The organism is Aeromicrobium massiliense JC14 (assembly GCF_000312105.1).
Lineage (GTDB): Bacteria > Actinomycetota > Actinomycetes > Propionibacteriales > Nocardioidaceae > Aeromicrobium > Aeromicrobium massiliense.
In genome coordinates this window covers 520,685-540,386 of record NZ_HE978638.1, presented here as the reverse complement: position 1 = coordinate 540,386, position 19,702 = coordinate 520,685, and the positions used below count along the sequence as shown (strand labels likewise).

19 protein-coding genes are annotated in these 19,702 nt (G+C 74.0%); 5 read left to right on the top strand and 14 right to left on the bottom strand.

The features are described from left to right. Positions 1–69: 69 nt before the first annotated feature. Genes ileS through HGAM_RS15395 form a run of 3 tightly spaced genes read left to right on the top strand, consistent with a single transcriptional unit; the run spans position 70 to position 4,029 of the window. Complete coding sequence (gene ileS / locus HGAM_RS15405; protein WP_019146397.1) at positions 70–3,207, top strand: isoleucine--tRNA ligase; 3,138 nt, start codon at positions 70–72, stop codon at positions 3,205–3,207. A 20-nt stretch (positions 3,208–3,227) separates the two neighbouring features. Continuing rightward, positions 3,228–3,638, top strand: a complete 411-nt coding sequence (locus tag HGAM_RS15400) for a hypothetical protein (protein ID WP_019146396.1) — start codon at positions 3,228–3,230, stop codon at positions 3,636–3,638. Continuing rightward, positions 3,625–4,029, top strand: coding sequence for a hypothetical protein (locus HGAM_RS15395; protein WP_147543786.1), 405 nt, complete (start codon positions 3,625–3,627; stop codon positions 4,027–4,029). Before HGAM_RS15400 ends, HGAM_RS15395 begins: the two co-directional genes overlap by 14 nt. Here HGAM_RS15395 and HGAM_RS15390 read toward each other — a convergent pair. From HGAM_RS15390 to HGAM_RS19715, 4 genes are read right to left on the bottom strand one after another with little or no spacing between them, the layout of a single operon-like run. Beyond that, on the bottom strand, positions 4,026–4,730 hold the full coding sequence (locus tag HGAM_RS15390; RefSeq protein ID WP_019146394.1) for a TSUP family transporter: 705 nt from the start codon (positions 4,728–4,730) through the stop codon (positions 4,026–4,028). The genes HGAM_RS15395 and HGAM_RS15390 overlap by 4 nt on opposite strands. Continuing rightward, complete coding sequence (locus tag HGAM_RS15385) at positions 4,727–6,067, bottom strand: MFS transporter (RefSeq protein ID WP_019146393.1); 1,341 nt, start codon at positions 6,065–6,067, stop codon at positions 4,727–4,729. The genes HGAM_RS15390 and HGAM_RS15385 overlap by 4 nt, the downstream gene beginning before the upstream one ends. Then, positions 6,064–6,945: an SDR family NAD(P)-dependent oxidoreductase gene (locus HGAM_RS15380; RefSeq protein ID WP_019146392.1), complete on the bottom strand. Its 882-nt coding sequence runs from the start codon at positions 6,943–6,945 to the stop codon at positions 6,064–6,066. The genes HGAM_RS15385 and HGAM_RS15380 overlap by 4 nt, the downstream gene beginning before the upstream one ends. Beyond that, positions 6,942–8,303, bottom strand: coding sequence for a flavin-containing monooxygenase (locus HGAM_RS19715; protein ID WP_019146391.1), 1,362 nt, complete (start codon positions 8,301–8,303; stop codon positions 6,942–6,944). Before HGAM_RS19715 ends, HGAM_RS15380 begins: the two co-directional genes overlap by 4 nt. A gap of 149 nt (positions 8,304–8,452) precedes the next feature. Here HGAM_RS19715 and HGAM_RS15370 point away from each other — a divergent pair, with 149 nt between their 5' ends. Both HGAM_RS15370 and HGAM_RS15365 read left to right on the top strand, forming a co-directional pair. Next, positions 8,453–9,589: an RsbRD N-terminal domain-containing protein gene (locus tag HGAM_RS15370; RefSeq protein WP_019146390.1), complete on the top strand. Its 1,137-nt coding sequence runs from the start codon at positions 8,453–8,455 to the stop codon at positions 9,587–9,589. A gap of 48 nt (positions 9,590–9,637) precedes the next feature. Continuing rightward, a complete protein-coding gene (locus tag HGAM_RS15365; RefSeq protein ID WP_019146389.1) occupies positions 9,638–10,777 on the top strand; it encodes a GGDEF domain-containing protein in 1,140 nt (379 codons plus the stop codon). A 58-nt stretch (positions 10,778–10,835) separates the two neighbouring features. Here the strand turns inward: HGAM_RS15365 and HGAM_RS15360 are convergent, their stop codons facing one another. From HGAM_RS15360 to ftsW, 10 genes are all read right to left on the bottom strand, one after another. Further along, entirely contained in the window at positions 10,836–11,651 is an 816-nt protein-coding gene (locus HGAM_RS15360; protein ID WP_038951892.1) for a DivIVA domain-containing protein, read from the bottom strand. A gap of 94 nt (positions 11,652–11,745) precedes the next feature. Next, entirely contained in the window at positions 11,746–12,036 is a 291-nt protein-coding gene (locus tag HGAM_RS15355) for a YggT family protein (protein ID WP_038951891.1), read from the bottom strand. Between the two features lie 6 nt (positions 12,037–12,042). After that, positions 12,043–12,513 (bottom strand): cell division protein SepF, encoded by a 471-nt coding sequence (locus HGAM_RS15350; protein WP_038951890.1) that lies wholly within the window; start codon positions 12,511–12,513, stop codon positions 12,043–12,045. Positions 12,514–12,547: 34 nt separating this feature from the next. After that, on the bottom strand, positions 12,548–13,246 hold the full coding sequence (locus HGAM_RS15345) for a YggS family pyridoxal phosphate-dependent enzyme (protein WP_019146385.1): 699 nt from the start codon (positions 13,244–13,246) through the stop codon (positions 12,548–12,550). Beyond that, entirely contained in the window at positions 13,233–13,964 is a 732-nt protein-coding gene (pgeF, locus tag HGAM_RS15340; RefSeq protein ID WP_019146384.1) for a peptidoglycan editing factor PgeF, read from the bottom strand. The genes HGAM_RS15345 and pgeF overlap by 14 nt, the downstream gene beginning before the upstream one ends. A gap of 2 nt (positions 13,965–13,966) precedes the next feature. Further along, positions 13,967–15,100, bottom strand: coding sequence for a cell division protein FtsZ (gene ftsZ, locus HGAM_RS15335; protein WP_019146383.1), 1,134 nt, complete (start codon positions 15,098–15,100; stop codon positions 13,967–13,969). A gap of 165 nt (positions 15,101–15,265) precedes the next feature. Further along, positions 15,266–15,991, bottom strand: coding sequence for a cell division protein FtsQ/DivIB (locus tag HGAM_RS19710; RefSeq protein ID WP_019146382.1), 726 nt, complete (start codon positions 15,989–15,991; stop codon positions 15,266–15,268). Further along, positions 15,988–17,385 carry a UDP-N-acetylmuramate--L-alanine ligase gene (gene murC / locus HGAM_RS15325; protein ID WP_019146381.1) on the bottom strand — a complete coding sequence of 466 codons (1,398 nt, stop codon included), beginning with the start codon at positions 17,383–17,385 and terminating at the stop codon, positions 15,988–15,990. Before murC ends, HGAM_RS19710 begins: the two co-directional genes overlap by 4 nt. Continuing rightward, a complete protein-coding gene (gene murG / locus HGAM_RS15320; RefSeq protein WP_038951888.1) occupies positions 17,382–18,461 on the bottom strand; it encodes an undecaprenyldiphospho-muramoylpentapeptide beta-N-acetylglucosaminyltransferase in 1,080 nt (359 codons plus the stop codon). The genes murC and murG overlap by 4 nt, the downstream gene beginning before the upstream one ends. 4 nt (positions 18,462–18,465) lie before the next feature. Beyond that, positions 18,466–19,698 carry a putative lipid II flippase FtsW gene (gene ftsW, locus HGAM_RS19705; RefSeq protein WP_019146379.1) on the bottom strand — a complete coding sequence of 411 codons (1,233 nt, stop codon included), beginning with the start codon at positions 19,696–19,698 and terminating at the stop codon, positions 18,466–18,468. Between the last annotated feature and the right edge of the window lie 4 nt (positions 19,699–19,702).

The following is a 19,702-nucleotide window of genomic DNA, read 5'->3' as shown; positions in this document are numbered from 1 at the left end:
CACGCGACAACTCGGCCCGGGCTCGGCCGTGGGCTCTCGGCGGCGCGCTCCCCCGTAGACTTCCACGTCGTGACGCAGACCCCTCGGTACCGCCCCGTCCCCGCCCACGTCGACCTGCCGGCGATGGAGCGCGAGATCCTGTCGTTCTGGGACGAGAACCGGACGTTCGACGCCTCGCTCGAGGCCACCCAGGACGCCCCCCGCTGGACGTTCTACGAGGGCCCGCCCACCGCGAACGGCACGCCCGGCACGCACCACGTCGAGGCCCGCGTCTTCAAGGACGTCTTCCCGCGCTTCAAGACGATGCAGGGCTTCCACGTCGAGCGGAAGGCCGGCTGGGACTGCCACGGCCTGCCCGTGGAGATCGCGGTCGAGAAGGAGCTGGGCTTCAACGGCAAGCCCGACATCGAGGCGTTCGGCATCGCCGAGTTCAACGCCAAGTGCCGCGAGTCGGTGCTGCGCAACGTCGACCTGTTCGAGGACATGACCGAGCGCATGGCCTACTGGACCGACATGTCCGACCCCTACCGGACGATGGACAGCGAGTACGTCCAGAGCGTCTGGTGGGCGCTGAAGACCATCTTCGACAAGGGCCTGCTGCGCGAGGACTTCCGCGTCGCGCCCTACTGCCCGCGCTGCGGCACCACCCTGAGCGACCACGAGCTCGCGCAGGGCTACGAGGACGTCGTCGACCCGTCGGTCTACGTCCGCTTCCCGCTCACCAGCGGCCCCTGGGCCGGCACCCCGCTGCTGGTCTGGACGACCACGCCCTGGACGCTCGTGTCCAACACCGCCGTCGCCGTGCACCCCGACGTCGCCTACGTCCGCGCCACGAACGGCACCGAGTCCGTCGTCGTCGCCGAGCCGCTCGTCGAGAAGGCCCTCGGCGAGGGCTGGGAGGTCACCGACACGATCTCCGGCCGCGACATGGAGCGCTGGACGTACGAGCGTCCCTTCGCGCTGGTCGACTTCACCGAGGACGCCCACTTCGTCGTCCTGGCCGAGTACGTCACCACCGAGGACGGCACCGGCCTGGTGCACCAGTCCCCCGCGTTCGGCGCGGACGACATGGCGGTGGGCAAGGCGTACGGCCTGCCGGTCGTGAACCCGGTGCGGCCCGACGGCCACTTCGAGGACGACGTGCCGCTGGTCGGCGGCGTCTTCTTCAAGACCGCCGACAAGACCCTCGTCGCCGACCTGGAGGCCCGCGGCCTGCTGTTCCGCGAGCTGGCCTACGAGCACGCGTACCCGCACTGCTGGCGCTGCCACACCGCGCTGCTCTACTACGCGCTGCCGGCCTGGTACGTCCGCACGACCAAGGTCAAGGACCAGCTGCTCGCCGAGAACGAGAAGACGTCCTGGTTCCCCGAGACGATCAAGCACGGCCGCTACGGCGACTGGCTCGACAACAACATCGACTGGGCGCTGTCGCGCAGCCGCTACTGGGGCACGCCGCTGCCGATCTGGCGCAACGACGCCGACCCGAGCAAGGTCGTGTGCGTCGGCTCGCTGGCCGAGCTCGGCGAGCTGGCCGGACGCGACCTGGCCGACCTCGACCCGCACCGTCCGTACATCGACGACGTGACGTTCACCGTCGACGGCGAGGACGGCACCTACCGCCGCGTGCCCGAGGTCATCGACGCGTGGTTCGACTCCGGCTCGATGCCGTTCGCGCAATGGGGCTACCCCCACGTGCCCGGCTCGGCCGAGAAGCTCGAGCGCGCCTACCCGGCGCAGTACATCTGCGAAGCCATCGACCAGACCCGCGGCTGGTTCTACTCGCTCATGGCCGTCGGCACGCTGGTGTTCGACCAGAGCTCGTACGAGAACGTCGTGTGCCTGGGCCACATCCTGGCCGAGGACGGCCGCAAGATGAGCAAGCACCTGGGCAACATCCTGCTGCCCATGCCGCTCATGGACGAGCACGGCGCCGACGCCCTGCGCTGGTTCATGGCCTGCTCCGGCTCGCCGTGGTCGGCCCGCCGCATCGGTCACAACGCGCTCGCCGAGATCGTCCGCAAGGTCATGCTGACGTACTGGAACACCGTGGCCTTCCACGTCCTGTACGCCAACACCGAGGGCTGGTCGCCGGCCACCAGCACGGCGCCGGCCCCGGCCGACCGCCCGGTGCTCGATCGCTGGCTGCTGTCCCAGACCCACGAGCTCGTCGGCGACGTCACCGAGGCGCTCGAGCGCTTCGACACGCAGGCCGCCGGGTCGCTGCTCGCGAGCTTCATCGACGACCTGTCGAACTGGTACGTGCGCCGCTCGCGCCGCCGCTTCTGGCGCGGCGACGCCGCGGCCCTGTCGACGCTGCACGAGGTGCTCGACGTCGTCACGCGCCTGCTCGCCCCGCTCGCCCCGTTCCTGGCCGAGCGCGTGTGGCAGGACGTCGTCCGCCCGGTCGACCCGGACGCCGCGCCGTCGGTGCACCTGGCCGCCTGGCCGCAGGCCGACGCCTCGCTGGTCGTCGACGGCCTGGCCGACCAGGTCGACCTGGCCCGCCGGGTCACCGAGCTCGGTCGCGCCGCGCGCGCCGAGGCGAAGGTGCGCACGCGCCAGCCGCTGCGTCGCGCGCTCGTGCCGTCGGCCGCGTACGCCGCGCTCGACGACGAGCTGCGTCGCGAGGTGTGCGACGAGCTGAACGTCCGCGACCTCGGCTCGTTCGCCGATGCCGGCGGCGACCTGGTCGACTACAGCGCCAAGGGCAACTTCCGCGTGCTCGGCAAGCGCTTCGCCAAGCGCACCCCGCTGGTCGCGAACGCGATCGCCGAGGCCGACGCCACGACGCTCGCCCACGCCCTGCGCGACGCGGGCACGGCCACGGTCGTCGTCGAGGGCGAGGACGTCGAGGTGAGCGCCGAGGAGGTGCTGCTGTCCGAGCGTCCGCGCGAGGGCTGGTCGGTGGTCAACGACCAGGGCGAGACGGTCGCGCTCGACCTCGAGCTGGACGACGAGCTGCGCCGGGCCGGCCTGGCCCGCGAGGCCGTCCGGCTCGTCCAGGAGGCGCGCAAGTCGTCCGGCCTGGAGGTCAGCGACCGCATCACCCTGCGCTGGACCGCGACCGGCGAGGCCGCGGAGGCCCTGCGGGCCCACGCCGGCCTGATCGCCGACGAGGTGCTGGCCACCTCGGTCGAGGAGACGGCGGACGCGACGGCCTTCCGCGACGACGAGCTCGGGCTCGCGTTCGACCTCGCCAAGGCCTGAGTCCGCGGTAGCGTCCCGGCGTGCCCGTGTCCTCGCGCGTCCCGGCGGCGCTTCCGTCGGTCGTTGTCGTGCTGCTGGTCGGCGGCGCGTACTGGGCGCTGTTCCCCGACCGCACCGACTACGCCGGGCACTTCCTGGCCGGGGCCGGCGGGACGTACGCCCTGCTCGCCCTGGGCACGCTGGCGCTGCCCGGCCGGGCGTGGCTGGTCGTCGCCCTGACCTGGCTGGCCGTGCTGCTGGGCGTCGGCACCGAGGCGACGGTCTTCCGCCTCGCCGAGCTCGACCCCGTCGACCTGGCCAACCAGAGCCTGGGCGCGGTGCTGGCGGGTCTCGGCATGGTCGCCGCGACCCGGCACGACCGCTCGGTGCCGGTCGCGCTCGTCGCCGCCGGGGCCCTCCTCGTGGGAGGGTTCGGTCTTGCCTTCGCCTGACCGCCGCCTCTCGGTGCTCGCCCTCGTCCTGACCGGTGTCCTGCTCGTCGTGCTGGGCGCCTGGACGCTCGTGGCCCGCTCGGCCCTGCCACTGGCCCTCGACGGCACCGTCACCTCCGTCGAGGTCCGGCACGAGAAGCATCCGGGCGTCGACGACGTCTGGATGGTCACGCTGGACGACGCGGCGCCGCGCCACCTCGACCGTGACGTCGCTCGGCTGCTGGCGCGGGGTGCCGTCGTCGAGAAGGCGGCCTGGTCGTCGACGCTGACCGTCAACGGCACCGGGCACGACGTCGGTCCGAGCCGCGACGCCTGGGTCTTCCTTTGCCTGTCTCCCGCGCTGCTGCTGGCCGTCGCCGGGCTCGGCGCCGTCGCGGTCCGACGCCGCTAGAGCGCCCCCACGGTCAGGCCGACGCCGCCGACGAAGGACACCGCGAGCACCACGTGGCGCACGGCCGCGGCCGACATCCGTCCGGCCAGGACCATGCCGGCCCCCGTGCCCGCACCCAGGGCGACGAGCTCGGGCAGCGACGGGACCCGCGGTCCCAGCACCGCGGCCGTCACCAGGTTCTGCACCAGGAAGAAGGCGTGCAGGTTCGCCCGGGTCTGGGCCGGGCCCCAGTCGGCGTTGGCCGCGTAGATCCCCACCGGCGGCCCGCCGACCCCGCCCACGAGGTTCAGCAGGGCGCTCGCCCCGCCGCTGGCCACGGCCGCCCGGCGGCGCCGGAACCAGGTCGACCGCACGCCGCCGGCCAGCAGCCCGACACCCGCCAGCACCCCCAGTCCACTGCCCAGCGCGAGCCAGCGGGTGTCCACGCCCCGCAGCACCCAGGCCAGGACCGGGGTCAGCGCGAGGGCAGGCACGAGCAGGGGCAGCACCGCCCGCGGACGGACGTGGCGGTGGTCCCGCGCCAGCGGGACCACGGACGACAGCGCGGCCAGCACGAGGGTGACCGCCACCCCCTCGCGCGGGCCCAGGGCCAGGACGAGCGCCGGCGCCGCGACCAGCGAGAACCCCATGCCGCTGGCAGCCTGGGCGAGCGCCCCGGCCGCCACCGCCGCCAGCACGAGGGTCAGGAGCGCGCCGGTCACGCGGGCGGTGGACCGACGTCCAGGCGACAGCGACGCTGCACCGCGAACGCCGCGGCCATGAGCACGACCGGCACGACGGTGAAGCCGAGCAGCACCGCGTCGAGCGCCCGGCCGGTCTGTGGCAGCAGGTCGCCGTCGGTGGCCGACACGAAGCCGCCGATCGCCAGCACGGCCGAGTACACGTACGGGCCGATCGCCGTGCCCACGGCCTCGGTGGCGGTCCAGACGCCGGTGTAGGCGCCGGCCCTCGACGTCCCGCGCTCCTCGGCCGCCGCGACCGCGTCCGGCACCATCGAGAAGGCCAGCAGCTGCAGACCGGCGAACGCCAGGCCCAGCACGACGACGACGGCCACGGTGACGGCGGTGCCGGCTTGGTGCGCGACCAGGAGCGCCGCGCAGCCGGCCACGAACATCGCCTGCGCGACCAGCAGCCCGCGCTGCTTGCCCACGGCCCGCGACACCTTCAGCCACAGCGGTCCGGCCACGACCGCCGGCCCGAGGAACGCGCCCATCAGCACGGCCGTGAGGCCCTCGCTGTCCAGCACGTACGCGGCGTAGAACGGCACCGCGGCGAGCACGAGGTGCGTCGTGGTGCCGGTGAGCAAATAGGAGATCACGAGCAGCCGGAAGTCCCGGTCCTGCCAGGCCAGCCGGACGTCGGCGCGGGTCGAGTGCTGCTCGGCGTCGGGGCTCCGGAAGCCGCAGGTCTCGGTGAGCCGGCGGACTCCGCGCAGCGCGACCACCCCGCTCGCCACCATGAGGACGCCCAGGGCCACGGCCATCTCGGTGTAGGCGAGCCGCTCCCCGCTCTTCACCATGGCGGGCGCGACGACCCCGGCCACCAGCAGGCCGACCGTCAGCACGAGCATCCGCACCATGAACACGCGCGTGCGCTCGTGGTAGCCGACCCGCAGGTCCGACGGGGTCGTCAGGTACGGCACCTGGAAGCAGGCGAACAGCAGGTTGCCGACCACGTAGAACAGGCCGACCCAGAGCGCCGCCGTCCACCCCTCGAGCCCGGACGGCACGGTGAACATCGCGACCAGCGCCAGCGCCAGCAGCAGGCCGACGCGCATGAGTCCGCGGCGATGGCCGACCCGCCGGGCCTCGCGGTCCGACAGCGTCCCGAGCATCGGGTGCACGACCGCGTCGATCACCTTGGGCACGAGGAGCGTGAAGCCGGCCAGCAGCGGCGGGACGCCGAGGGTGTTGGTGAGGAAGTAGAGCAGGAGCAGCCCCGGGACGGTCACCCAGACGCCCATGCCGAGCGACCCGGTGCCGTAGGCCAGCAGGTGCCCGGTCGCGGCACGCGTCCGCGGCTCGGCGGCCGTGCTCACGCGCCCACCCGCTCGCGGCGGCGTCCGACCGGCCCGGCGGCGAGCTCGGCGCCGTCCAGCGCGCCGGACGCCAGGCGCTGGGCGAAGGTGCGCGCCACGACGCGGTCGGCGACCGTCGGCAGGTGCCGGGCCAGGAAGATCTCCACGGCGCCGCGCGGCGTGGTGGGCAGGTCGCGGTGCGGGCGCCGGGCCAGCGCACCGCGCAGCACCGCGTCGACGACGCCCTCGAGCGGCTCGTACCGGCTCATCCCCTCCAGCGAAAGCCCCGCGCGGGCGGTGGAGTCGTGGATCGGGCTGCGCACCGACGAGGGGTAGACGCAGGTGACGTCCACGAACGGCGCCAGCTCCAGGCGCAGCGCGTCGGCGTAGGCCACCATCGCGCGCTTCGACGCTCCGTAGGCGGCGGCCAGCGGCAGCTGCATGACCGCCATGCGCGACGTCAGCATGACCACCCGGCCGCGCGACGCGACGAGCGCGTCCGCGCAGGCGGCCGTCACGCGCCACGTGCCCAGCAGGTTGATGTCGAGCTGGCGGCGCACCTCGGCCGAGGGTGCCAGCTCGGCCGGCGCCGGCCCGCCGATGCCGGCGTTGTTGACCAGCACGTCCAGCCCGCCCAGACGCGCGACCGCCTCGGCGACGGCCTCCGGCACGGCCTCGTCGTCGGTCAGGTCGCAGGGCACGACGTCGACCGGGTCGTCGGCGCGCGGCGCGACGTCCAGCCCGACGACGTGGGCACCGAGGTCGGTGAGCTCCGTGGCGATGGCACGGCCGAACGTGCCGGACGCGCCGGTGACGAGCACGCGCAGCCCGGTGGCGTCGCGGCGTCCGCCGTCGACGAGGCCGCGCAGGGCGGGGACGGCGTGGACGAGCAGGCTCATGCGGGCACCTCGGTGCGGTCGGCGGGGCGGGGACGGAAGGACACGCCGGTTCCGGCGGACGCGCGCCGGGCACCGGCGGCGAGTTCGCGCGGGACGTCGGCCACGTAGTCGTCGAAGTCGATGCGCATCGCCGGGCGCTTGTCGCCCCAGCGCGCCGTCGCGGCACGGAGCGCCTCGGCCGTGGCCCGGTGCTGCCGGGCCGGCTCGGGCAGCGCGTAGCGGCCGCCGACCCAGGCGGCGAAGAGCTTGGCCTGCGCCTCGACGACCGGCAGCGCGGCGCCGGTCGACTGCATGAGGCCGAGGAACGCCAGCGACGGGTCGGCGAGGTGGAACACCCGGCGGTACAGCGGCATCGCCTCGGCGTCCCCGCCCAGCCAGCGGTCGTCCAGGAACGGGATCGAGACCCGGTACCCGGTGGCCCAGACGATGACGTCGACCCGCTCGCGCCGCCCGTCGGTGAAGACCACGTGCTGGCCGTCCAGCCCGTCGACACCGGGCCGCGCGACGACCTCGCCGTGGGTCAGCCGGTGCAGGATCGTGTCGCTGATCGTCGGATGGTTCTGGAACAGGCCTCCGGCCGGCGCCGGCAGGCCGTAGGACTCCGGACGGCCCACGGCCAGGCGCAGCATCGTCTCGGCGACCCGCTGGCGGGCCCGCCAGGGCAGCCGCGCGAGGGCGGCCCCGGTGGCGTCGGCCGGCCGGCCGAACAGGTACTTGGGCACCACGTGGACGCCGTGCCGGGCCGAGAGGAGCACCGGGCCGTCCGCGACGTACGAGGCGTCCACCGCGATGTCCATGGCCGAGTTGCCCATCCCGACGACCATGACGCGGCGGCCGCGGAAGGCGTCCGGCGTCCGGTATTCGTGGGCGTGCACCTGGACGCCGTCGAACCGGCCCGGGTACGCGGGGCTGGGCCAGCGCGGGTCCCAGTTGTGCCCGTTGGCGACCACCACGGCGTCGAACGTGGCCGCGTCACCGCGGTCGGTGCCGACCGTCCACGTCCCGTCGGCAGCACGCTGGACCGAGGTGACGCTGGTGCCGAGCCGCACGTGCTCGAGGAGCCCGAAGGTGCGGGCGTAGTCGCCGAGGTACTCGGCCACCCGCTCGGCCGAGGGGTAGTCGGGCCAGTCGTCGGGCATCGGGAGGTCGGCCAGCTGCGTCCGTCCCTTGCTGGTGTTCAGGTGCAGCGACGCGTAGGCCGGCGAGCGGCCGCTCGCGTTGTCCTGCACCCACAGGCCACCGGGACGGTCGCCGGTCTCGAAGGCGGTCACCTCCGCCCCGACGTCCAGCAGGGCCTTGACCGCGGTCAGGCCGGCGGCACCGGCGCCGACGACGGCGACACGGGGATGGGGGTTCACGTCGGCTCCGTTCGTGCGTCGCGCGCCAGAGACGCGCGTTGTGGGATCGGCACAACGCTAGGGAGCACAGGGGCGCCCGGACATGGCGCACGTCACCGTCTTGCCGCCGCCGGTTGTGGCGCGCCACAACCGCCTGCCAGGATGCGTCCATGCCTGCTTCCGACGACGACTGGTCCGGCGTCGTCCAGCTGATCGACGCCGTGATGTCCGACGACGACCTCGTCCCGACCGTCATCGGCGGCGTGCGCCAGCTCGTGCGCGAGGTCTCGGCGCTGCCGCCGGCCGACATGGCCGGGCAGACCCGTGCTCTCATGGCCGCCGCGACGCGGGCGGTCGCGGGCCGTCGCGGGCCGACCGAGGCGGAGCTGTCGTTCGTCGAGGACCTGGCCACGACGCGTGCCGGTCAGGGCATCCCGATCGAGGTCGTGCTGGGAGCCATCCACGTCTCGGAGCGGGCGATCTGGGGTCGGGCCCGTGAGCTGGCCGAGCAGTCCGGCCTCGACCCGGCCCGGCTCCTGGACGCGCGCGACCTCTACGACGACTGGGCCGAGGCGGTGCGGGCCCGGCTGATCCGGGCGCACCGAGAGGCCCGGTCGCACGGATCTCGCGGCGTCGACCGGGAGCTGGAGGTCGTCCGCCGGCTCCTCGAGGGCGGGACCGCGGCAGGCCTCGCGGCCGCCGAGGCGGGGTTCGCTCCCGGCCGCCCGGTCTGGGTGCTGGCGGCCCGCGGTGCCGACGCCGAGCGGCTCCTGCACCGGGTCGCCGGCGGGCGTCCGGCCACCTGGCGCGCGCCGCTGGAGGCGGGCGTCGTGGCCGTCTCCGCGCGGCCGCCGACGTCCCGCGACGACCTGGAGGGGGTGGTGGGGTGCGCCGGGCCCGTGCCGGTCGAGGAGGTCGGGCCGGCGCACCGCCTGGCCTCCGCGACCATCGACGCGGCCCGGGCCGCCGGACGCACCGGCCTGGTCATGGTCGCCGACGTCGCGGTGCCGCTCGCCCTGCTGAGCCGCACCGACCTCACCTCGACGATCGAGGAGCGTCACCGGGCGGCCCTCGAGCGGCTCGGCCCACAGGCCTCCCCCGTGGCCGAGGCCGTCCTCGCGTGGCTCCACGCCCGCCGCGACACCGCCGCGGCCGCCGCGTCCCTGTACGTCCACCCCAACACGGTCCGCAACCGGGTGCAGCGCTTCCAGCAGGTCACCGGGCTGGACACCGCCGAGGTGCTCGACGCCGCCCAGGCCTGGTGGCTGTGCACGACCTGGCTGCACGCCGCCGCGGATGCTCCCTGACCGTTCCGGGGGCAGACTCGACTGGACGCAGACGCTCGGGAGGCTCAGGTGGACCAGCTGGACCCGACGTCCCTGCGGTTCGAGCTCGGCATCGTGCTGGCCACCACGCTCGCGCTGTTCTACGGCGTCGTCTACCGCACGACCCGGTCGTCGTACGCCCTGTTCTGGTGCCTGGCGCTGCTCTCGCTGGCCGCCGGCACGATGCTGTTCCTGGGTGACGGCACCGACGCGCAGCGCTGGACCACTCCGCTCGGCAACGCCTTCACCGCGCTGGGCGCGGCCCTCGTGTGGCGGGCGGCTCGCACGCTCGACCGCCGCCCCCTGCCTCGCTGGAGGGTGGTCGTCGCGCCGCTCGTCATCCTGGTCGCCTCCGCGCTGGACTCCCCCGCCACCGACCCGTGGGCGGGGTCCTGGCTGCTGTTCCCGCTGGTGTCGGTGCTCGTCGGTCTCGCCGCCGCCACGATGTGGTCGGCACGAACGGACGACGTCGGCCGGCTGCGTCGGGTCACCGCCCTGGCCGGCTGGCTGATGTCGGCGTTCTACCTGGCGCGCGCGACCGCCCTGCTCGTCTGGGGCGCGGACGACGACCGTTTCACCGTCGTCTTCGGCACCGTGCCCAGCACCGTCGTGCTCACGGTCATGCTGGTGAGCGCGACGTTCAGCATGAGCGCCCTCACCAACGAGCTGCAGGCCGCCGACCTGCGGCACGCCGCGTCCCACGACCCGCTCACCGGTCTGCTGAACCGGAACGGGCTCGACCGTCGCGCGGCCACGATGCTGCGCGGCGTCCGCCAGTCGGTGGTCGTGATGGCCGACCTCGACCACTTCAAGCAGGTCAACGACACGCACGGCCACCTCGTCGGCGACCGCGTGCTCGTCGCCTTCGCCGCGGCGTGCCGCGACACGCTGCGCTCCACCGACCTGGTGGTGCGCTACGGCGGCGAGGAGATCGTCCTCGTCCTGCCGGGAGCCAGCACGACCGCCGCCCGGGGCGCGGCGGCGATGGTGCGCGAGCGGCTCGCCGACCTGGCCCGCTCCGCCGGCCTGCCGCCGGTCACGGCCAGCTTCGGCGTCGCGGAGGTGGCACCGGGCGAGGCGTTCGACCACGCGCTGCGCCGGGCCGACGCCGCGCTCTACCGGGCCAAGGCGGCCGGGCGCGACCGGGTCGTCGTCGACGGCGCCGCCTGAGCCGGACGCACGAGGGCCCCGCACCGGACGGTGCGGGGCCCTCGTGATCCTGACGTGCTTACAGCGAGGAGTCGTCGTCGCCGAGCAGCGAGCGGAGTCGCTTGGGCTCGGCCTGCGCGGGCGCCTCGACCGGGGTCGAGGTGCCGTTCTCCTGCACCTCCAGGCCGTCGAGCTGGCTCTGGAAGTAGTTCTTGAGCCGGGCGCGGTACTCGCGCTCGTACGCCCGCAGGTGCTCGACGTCGCGCTGGAGCTCGTAGCGCTCGCGCTCGATCGCGGCGATGGACTGCTGGCGACGCTCGTTGGTCTCCTCGTCGAGCTTCTGCGCACGGATGCGCGACTCGGTCTCGAGACGGTCGGCCTTGCCGCGCGCCTCGTTGAGGATGCGCTCGGCCTTGGTCTTGGCCTCGCCGACGATGCGGTCGGCCTCCTCCTTCGCCGACTCCATGAGCTGGTCGGCGTTGGTCGAGGCGATCTCGAGCAGGCGGGCCGCGGCGGTGGACGCCTCGGACATGCTCGTCTTGCGCTCGGCCTCGGGCGCGGCGGCCACGACGGGCGGGGCGACCGGCTGGGGGGCCGGCTCGGGCTCGGGCTCCGGCTCGGGCTCGGGCTCCGGCTCGGGGGCCGGGGCCTGCTCCTGGACGGCCGGGAACGTGCCGGTGGTCGCGGGGGCGGGGACCGCCGAGATGACACCGGTGGCCTCACCGCTGGACGCAGCCGCGAGCTGGGCCTTGAGCTCCTCGTTCTCCTTGGTCAGGCGCTCGAGCTCCGCCTCCACCTCGTCGAGGAACTGGTCCACCTCGCCCATGTCATAGCCCTCGCGAAGACGGACGGGGGTAAAGCGCTTGTTGCGCACGTCCTCGGGCGTCAACGGCATGAGTTCACCTCAAATGTGTCACGGTCAGGAAGATGTTCAGGGTCCACCGTACTCCGTGCCGACGGCTGGCTGCCACAGGCTCGGTGCGGACGGCTCAGAAGAAGATCATGCGGTTGATGATCTGCAGCAGATAGATCACGATGATGAGGATCATCGGCGACAGGTCGAGCGACGCCCCGCCCAGGCGGATCGGCGGCACGACGCCCCGCACGAGCCGCAGCGGCGGGTCGGTGACGGTGTAGATGGCCTCGCACAGCACGGCCACGAAGCCGCTGGGACGCCAGCTGCGGGCGAGCAGCTGCACCCAGTCCAGGACGAACCGCGCGATGAGCAGGACGAGCGCCAGCCACAGGACCAGCGCGATGAAGGATCCGACGATCTGCACGCGCACTCAGCTCTGGTTGAAGAATCCGCCCTCGACGATCCGCTGCCGGTCCTCGTCGCTCACGACGACGTTCTCGGGCGACAGCAGGAACACCTTGGGGGTGACGCGGTTGATGGTGCCACGGACGGCGAAGACGAGGCCGGCCGCGAAGTCGACCAGCCGCTTGGCGTCGTCCTCGTCGATCTCGGAGAGGTTCATGATGACCGGCACGCCGGCCCGGTAGTGCTCGCCGAGCGTGCGCGCGTCGTTGTACGAGCGCGGCGTCACCGTCTCGATGCGCGCCAGCGACTCGACCGCCGGAGCGGCCGCCGTCGCCACCGGGGCGGGCTTGCGCCGCTCCTCGATGTGCGCCACCGGCGCAGGCTGCTGACGGGGCGCGGGGGTCCGCGCCGGGGTGGGCTCCTCGACGTAGTCCTCGTCGTCGGCCTGGACGACGAGACCGAGGTACTCGCCCATCTTCCGCATTGCGCCAGCCATGGTTGCTCCTCCTGAGGAAATGACAAGTCTGAGATTAGTGCGTGGTGCTGCGTTCGCCGAGCACCGAGCGCCCGACGCGCAGGTGTGTCGCGCCGGCGTGGACGGCGGCCTCGAGGTCGCCGCTCATGCCAGCCGAGACGGTGGTGGCGTCCGGGTGGTCGTCGCGCAGCCGCTCGGCGACCTCCGCGAGCCGGGCGAACGCCGGCGCCGGGTCGGCCCCGAGCGGGGCGACGGCCATGACGCCGCCGAGCACGAGGCCCTCGGCCGCAGCGATCGCGTCGGCCACGGCCGGGACGTCGGCGGGCGTCGCCCCCGACCGTCCGTCGTGCGAGGCCGGGTCGTCGAGGTCGACCTGCACGAGGCACGTGACCTCGCGCCCGGACTCGGCGGCGCCGCGCGAGAGCGCACCGACGAGCTTGACCCGGTCGACGCTCTGCACGACGTCGGCGTAGCGCGCGACCGCCGCGGCCTTGTTGGACTGCAGGCCACCGACGAAGTGCCAGCGCAGGTCGGCGCCCGTCTGCTCACGCTTGTCGCGCGCCTCCGGGTGGCGGTTCTCCCCCACGTCGGTGACGCCGAGCCCGGCGAGCAGGTCGACGTCGGACGCCGGGTAGGTCTTGGTGACGACCACGAGGTGGACGTCGGATCGGGACCGCCCGGCGTCGTCGCACGCGGCGGTGATGCGGCGCTCGACGGCGGCCAGGTTCTGCTCGAGCTCGTCACGCCGGTCCACGGTTCACCACCACCATGCCGAAGCGTCCCGCGGTGCCGCCCTGGCGGCGGTGGGAGAAGAAGGTGTCGTCCTCGATCGTGCAGCCCGGGAGCTGCTCGACCAGCACGTCGGCCGCCGTCAGCTGCGCGGCGACGCCGGCGGCCAGGTCGATCGCGGCGGTGCCCCACGACGTCCGCGACGCGCTGCCGGGCGCGACGCGCTCGACCTCGGCCGCCATGTCGGCGGGCACCTCGTAGCAGCGCCCGCACGCGTGCGGCCCGGTCCAGGCCCGCAGGCCGGCCGCGCCGTGCTCGCGCATGACGCCGACGGTGCGCGGGACGACCCCGAGCTCGAGCCCCTTGCGTCCGGCGTGCGCGACGCCGACGACCCCGGCCTCGGGGTCGGCCAGCACCACGGGCAGGCAGTCGGCGACCCGGACGAGCAGGGCGACGCCCGGCTCGACCGTGACCATCGCGTCGGCGGTCGGCTCGTCGGAGTCGCTCCCGACCACGGCGACGTCGGAGCCATGCACCTGCGTCATCCCCACCACCCGCTCGACCTCGAGCGCGTCGGCGAGCCGGCGCAGGTTCTCGGCGACCGCGACGGGGTCGTCGCCCACGTGGTCACCGAGGTTGAGCGCGGCGTACGGGCCCTCGCTCACGCCGCCGGCGCGCGCGGTGAGCGCGACGACGACCGGGCCGGTCTCGGCCCGGTCGTGCAGCACGGCGTCGTGACCCACGATCAGCGCAGGAAGTCCGGGACGTCGAGGTCGTCGTCGTAGTCGACGTTCATCGGCTGGGCGGCCGGCGGGACGTCGCGACGCGGCTCGGGGGCGGGGGCCGCCGGCGGCGCGGAGGCCTCGGCCACCTCGCCGGCCGTGGTCGGCCGCTCCCGGAGCAGCGCGGGACGCTCGACGTCGCGCGCCTTGGGCTCGCCACCGTCGAACCCGGCGGCGATGACGGTGACCCGCACCTCGTCGCCGAGCGCGTCGTCGATGACCGCGCCGAAGATGATCTTGGCCTCGGGGTGGACGGCGTCGGCGACCAGGCCGGCCGCCTCGTTGATCTCGAACAGGCCGAGGTCCGAGCCGCCGGCGATCGACAGCAGCACGCCGCGGGCGCCCTCGATGGACGCCTCGAGCAGGGGGCTGGAGACGGCCATCTCGGCCGCGACGGCAGCACGCTGCTCGCCCCGGGCCGAGCCGATGCCCATGAGCGCCGAGCCGGCGTCCGACATCACCGACTTGACGTCGGCGAAGTCGAGGTTGATCAGGCCGGGCGTGGTGATGAGCTCGGTGATGCCCGAGACGCCCTGCAGCAGCACCTGGTCGGCCTGGCGGAAGGAGTCCAGGAGGCTGACGTTCTTGTCGCTGATGCTGAGCAGGCGGTCGTTCGGGATGACGATGAGGGTGTCGACCTCCTCGCGCAGCGCCTCGATGCCGGCCTCGGCCTGCATGGAGCGGCTGCGGCCCTCGAACTTGAACGGGCGCGTCACCACGCCGATCGTCAGGGCGCCGAGCGAGCGCGCGATGCGGGCCACGACGGGAGCGCCACCGGTGCCGGTGCCGCCGCCCTCGCCCGCCGTCACGAAGACCATGTCGGCGCCCTTGATGGCCGCCTCGATCTCCTCGGCGTGGTCCTCGGCGGCGCGCTTGCCGATGTCGGGGTTGGCACCGGCGCCCAGGCCGCGCGTGGACTCACGGCCCACGTCGAGCTTGACGTCGGCGTCGCTCATGAGCAGCGCCTGCGCGTCGGTGTTGATGGCGATGAACTCGACACCCTTGAGGCCGACCTCGATCATGCGGTTGACGGCGTTGACTCCGCCACCGCCGATACCGACGACCTTGATGACGGCGAGGTAGTTCTGCACGGCCATCGGCTCGCACCTTTCGCTGATACTTCGAAGACTCGGGGCCGGAGCTGAACCCTAACCCTTGACCTCAGGGTTATAGTTATGTCAACCTCGACACCACTGAATCTACGGACCGCACCGCACTCTGCGGCGCCGACACGCCGACGGACGCGCTCGGGTTCGGCCGGGTCAGCTGGTGGTGGGCGTGTCGGGCGCGCTGACGTCGTAGACCTTCGCCCGCAGGTCGAGCAGCCGGTCGACGACGCGCAGCTTGGCGGTCGTCTGGTCCGGGCTCCCCCACACGAGGGTGCGGCCACGACGCAGCTCGAGCCGGACGTCGTCGCGGGTGTCGGCGCGGACGCTCCGCACCTCCTGGTAGAGCTCCGGCGCCCGGCGCTTCACGTCGGCGAGCACCTGGGCGGCCGCGGCGACGGCCTGCCGGCGGCGCCGCTCCCCCGTCGCGGACGACGTGACCTCGAGCAGGTCCTTCGGGGCTCGCGCGTAGGTGCGGAAGGCGACGCCCTCGGCGTCCAGCGCCCGCACCGTGCCGTCGTCGCGGGTCCAGACCACCGCCACGCGCTCGGTCACGTCGACGACGACGCCGTGCGGCCAGTCGCGCCGGACCTCGACCGTCGCCACCCGCGGCAGCGCCTCGGTCACGCGTCGCTCGACCGCGGCGGTGTCGAGCCGGGCCAGCGGCTCGCCGGTGGGGACCTTCGCCACGGCGAGCACCTGGGCGGGCTCGATCGTGGTGGCGCCGCGCACCTCGACGTCACGGACGCCCAGCACGTCGGAGAACCACACGGCATAGGCCCCCGCGCCGAGCAGGACGAGCACCAGGAGGGCGAGGACCCGCCACCGCCAGCGCTGCCAGCGGCCGGCGCGACGTCGTTGCTCGAACAGCCGTTGGCTCACCGAGGCTCCAGCGCCGCCAGCACCGCCGGTCCGAGGGTCGTCACGTCACCGGCGCCGAGCGTGAGCAGCAGGTCGCCGGGCCGGAGCACGCGGACAAGCTCGCGCTCGACGTCGGCGAGGGAGCCGCCGGCGCGCACGTGGTCCGAGCCGGCCGCGTCGACCACCATCCGGGCGGTGACCTCGGGGTCGGGGTCCTCGCGGGCGAGGTAGATGTCGGCGACCAGCACCTCGTCGGCGGCCGCGAGCGCCTGGCCCATGGCGGCGCCGTGGGTGCGCGTGCGGCTGACCAGGTGCGGCTGGAAGGCCACGACGAGGCGGTCGTCGCCGGCCAGGGACCGGGCGGCCTCGAGGTCGGCGGCGATCTCGGTCGGGTGGTGGGCGTAGGAGTCGTACACCCGCACGCCGCCGGCGTCGCCGCGGTGCTCCATGCGGCGCTTGGCGCCCTGGTGGCGGCCGAGGCCGCGCAGCAGGGCCGCGGGCTCGCCACCGACGACCAGGCCGGCGGCCAGGGCGAGGAGCGCGTCGACCGCGTAGTGGCGTCCGGGCACGGCCAGCTCGGCCCGGCCCAGCGGTTCGCCGAACGCGACGACGTCGAAGGACGTGCGTCCGCCCTCGACCCGCAGGTCGACCGCGCGGACGTCGGCGTCGTCGGCCAGGCCGGCCGTCACGACGCGCAGTCCCTGCCGGCGCGCGGGCTCGGCGAGCCGCACGGCCACCGGGTCGTCGGCGCACAGCACGACCGCCTCGGTCAGGTGCGAGACAAACTGCTCGAACGCCTCCTCGTACGCCTCGACCGTGGCCCAGGTGTCGAGGTGGTCGGCGTCGACGTTGGTCACGACGCCGACGGCCGGGGTGTAGACGAGGAAGGCGCCGTCGCTCTCGTCGGCCTCGGCCACGAAGACCTCGCCGCCCAGGTGGGCGTTGGTGCCGAGCGCCGGCACCTCGGCCCCGATCGCGTACGACGGGTCGAGGCCGGTCTCGGTGAGCGCGACGGCCAGCATCGCGGTGGTGGTCGTCTTGCCGTGGGTGCCGGCGACCGCGACGACGCGGTGGCCGGACAGCACCGACTGCATGCCGGCCGAGCGCGGCCACAGGGCCAGCCCTCGCTCGAGCGCGGCGACGACCTCGGGGTTGTCCTCACGGACGGCCGTGGAGGCGATGACCGCGTCGACGTCGCCCACGTGCTCGGCGGCGTGCCCGACGTGGCCCGTGACGCCCTCGGTGCGCAGCGCCTGCAGCACGGCGGAGTCGTTCGCGTCGCTGCCGGAGACCTCGACGCCGCGGGCGGCGAGCAGCCGGGCGATGGCCGACAGCCCCGCCCCGCCGACGCCGACGAGGTGGACGCGGCGCAGCTCGGACGCCGGGACGACGTGCTCGGGGACCGGGATCCTCATCGATCGGCCGCCTGCAGCACCAGGTGGGCCAGGCGCACGTCGGCGTCGCGCGGCACCAGGTCGGACGCGGCCGCCGACATCGCGGCGAGCCGCTCGGGGTCGCTCACGAGCGGGGCGACCACGTCGGTGATCCACGCGGCGGTGAGCGCGTCGTCGTCGATCAGCAGCGCGCCGCCGGCCTGCACGACCGCGCTGGCGTTGAGCGCCTGCTCCCCGTTGCCGTGCGGCAGCGGGACGAAGACGGCGGGCAGGCCGACCGAGGCCACCTCGACGACCGTGTTGGCGCCGGAGCGGCACACGATGAGGTCGGCGGCGGCGAGCGCCAGGTCCATGCGGTCGATGAACGGCTCGACGACGTAGGGAGGTCCACCGGCGACGCGCTCGGGCTGGACCTCCTCGGGACGTCCGGCGGCGTGCAGCACCTGGACGCCGGCCTCCGCCAGGGCCCCGGCGGCGGCCGAGACGGCGTGGTTGATGCGCCGGGCGCCCTGCGACCCGCCGGTGACCAGCAGGGTGGGCAGCTCGGGGTCGAGGCCGAAGAACGCGCGCGCCTCGGTGCGGGTGGCGGCCCGGTCGAGCCCGGAGATGGCCCGCCGGATCGGCAGGCCGAGGTGCTGGGCGTGCGGCAGCTCGGTGCCCGGGAAGCTCGTGGCGACGTGCTCGGTGAGACGGGCGCCCAGCTTGTTGGCCACGCCGGGCAGCGCGTTGCCCTCGTGCACGACGATCGGGATGCCGCGACGCCGCGCCGCCAGGTAGGCCGGCACCGAGACGTAGCCGCCGAAGCCGACCACGACGTCCGGGCGCACGCGCCGCATGACGTCCGAGGTGGCCTTGACCGTGCGGCGCAGCCGGACGGGGAGCTTGAGCAGGTCGGGCCCGACCGAGCGGGGCAGCGGCACCGGCGGGACGAGCTCGAGGTCGTAGCCGGCCTGCGGGACGAGCGTCACCTCCAGGCCGCGCGGGGTGCCCAGGCACGTGATCTCGACGGACGCGTCGATCTCGGTGAGCGCCTGCGCGGTCGCGAGCAGTGGTGACGTGTGGCCGGCGGTCCCTCCCCCGGCTAGCAGCACTCGCACCCGGTCAGCCCCTCCGTCCGATCCCCATGAGTCCGCGGCCGGAGCGACGCGCGGCGCGAGCCTCCAGCGCACGCTTGGCGCCGGGCTCGCTCTTGGCACAGTTAACCAGAAGGCCCACGGCCACCAGGGTGGTCATCAGGCTGGATCCTCCGGACGAGATGAGTGGCAGCGGGATGCCGATGACAGGCAGCAGACCGAGCACCATGCCGATGTTGATGAGCGCCTGGGCGAGCAGCCAGATGGTGATGCCGGCGGCCAGGTAGCGGGCGTACGGGTCGCGCGTGCGGGTGGCGATGCGGATGCCCGCGTAGGCCAGCAGGCCGAACAGCACCAGCACGACGCAGGCGCCGAACAGGCCGAGCTCCTCGCCGATGATGGCCAGGATGAAGTCGTTGTGGGCTTCGGGCAGCGTGCCCCACTTCTGCCGGCTGCCGCCCAGCCCGACGCCCCAGAACTGGCCGCTGGCGAAGGCCATGCGGCTGTGGATCGACTGGTAGCCGTCGGTGTCGGCCGCCGACATGGGGTCCATGAACGTCAGCAGGCGCGCCACGCGGTGCGGTGCGGCGGCGACGAAGAACACGAGCACGGCGCCGAGCGTGAGGAAGATGGCCATGAGCGGACGGCTCTTCAGCCCGGCGACCCACAGCATGCCGAGCATGACCGCGAACAGGACGAGCGCGGTGCCCAGGTCGTTCTGGCCGACGACGAGCAGCGCGACTCCGGCGGTGACCGGCAGCATCGGCACCAGCACGTGCGAGGTGCGGCCGAGCAGCTTCTGCTTGCGCGAGTACAGGTGCGCCACCCACAGGACGACCGCGAGCTTGGCGAACTCCGAGGGCTGCAGCATGAAGCCGCCGGCCAGCGGCAGCCAGTTGCGGTTGCCGCGGATCTCCACGCCGATGACGTAGGTGGCGGCGATGAGCGCGACGCTGCCGATGAGCACCGGGTACGTGGCCCAGTGCAGCGTCCGGAACGGGAGCTTGGCGGCCACGATCGCGCCCGCTCCACCGACGACGGCGAACAGCAGCTGGCGCTCGAAGTAGTAGAAGGCGTTGCCGTGCTGGCGCAGCGCGAGCACCGAGCTCGCGCTCAGCACCATCACGAGGCCCAGGCAGAGCAGGATCGTGCCGACGCCCAGGACGAGCTGGTGGGAGGTCAGCGGCCGGTCGAGGGCCCCGCGCAGGCCGGCCAGGAAGCCGCTCCGGGACGGGCGGGCCGACTCCGTGCTCGTGGCCATCTCG

What these genes read in the sequence shown, in the direction of transcription:
- HGAM_RS15380 (WP_019146392.1), bottom strand. Translation starts at nt 6,945, where the DNA reads ATGAGCCTGCTCGTCCACGCCGTCCCCGCCCTGCGCGGCCTCGTCGAC.
- HGAM_RS15370 (WP_019146390.1), top strand. Translation starts at nt 8,453, where the DNA reads ATGCCTGCTTCCGACGACGACTGGTCCGGCGTCGTCCAGCTGATCGAC.
- HGAM_RS15360 (WP_038951892.1), bottom strand. Translation starts at nt 11,651, where the DNA reads ATGCCGTTGACGCCCGAGGACGTGCGCAACAAGCGCTTTACCCCCGTC.
- HGAM_RS15350 (WP_038951890.1), bottom strand. Translation starts at nt 12,513, where the DNA reads ATGGCTGGCGCAATGCGGAAGATGGGCGAGTACCTCGGTCTCGTCGTC.
- ftsZ (WP_019146383.1), bottom strand. Translation starts at nt 15,100, where the DNA reads ATGGCCGTGCAGAACTACCTCGCCGTCATCAAGGTCGTCGGTATCGGC.
- murC (WP_019146381.1), bottom strand. Translation starts at nt 17,385, where the DNA reads ATGAGGATCCCGGTCCCCGAGCACGTCGTCCCGGCGTCCGAGCTGCGC.
- ftsW (WP_019146379.1), bottom strand. Translation starts at nt 19,698, where the DNA reads ATGGCCACGAGCACGGAGTCGGCCCGCCCGTCCCGGAGCGGCTTCCTG.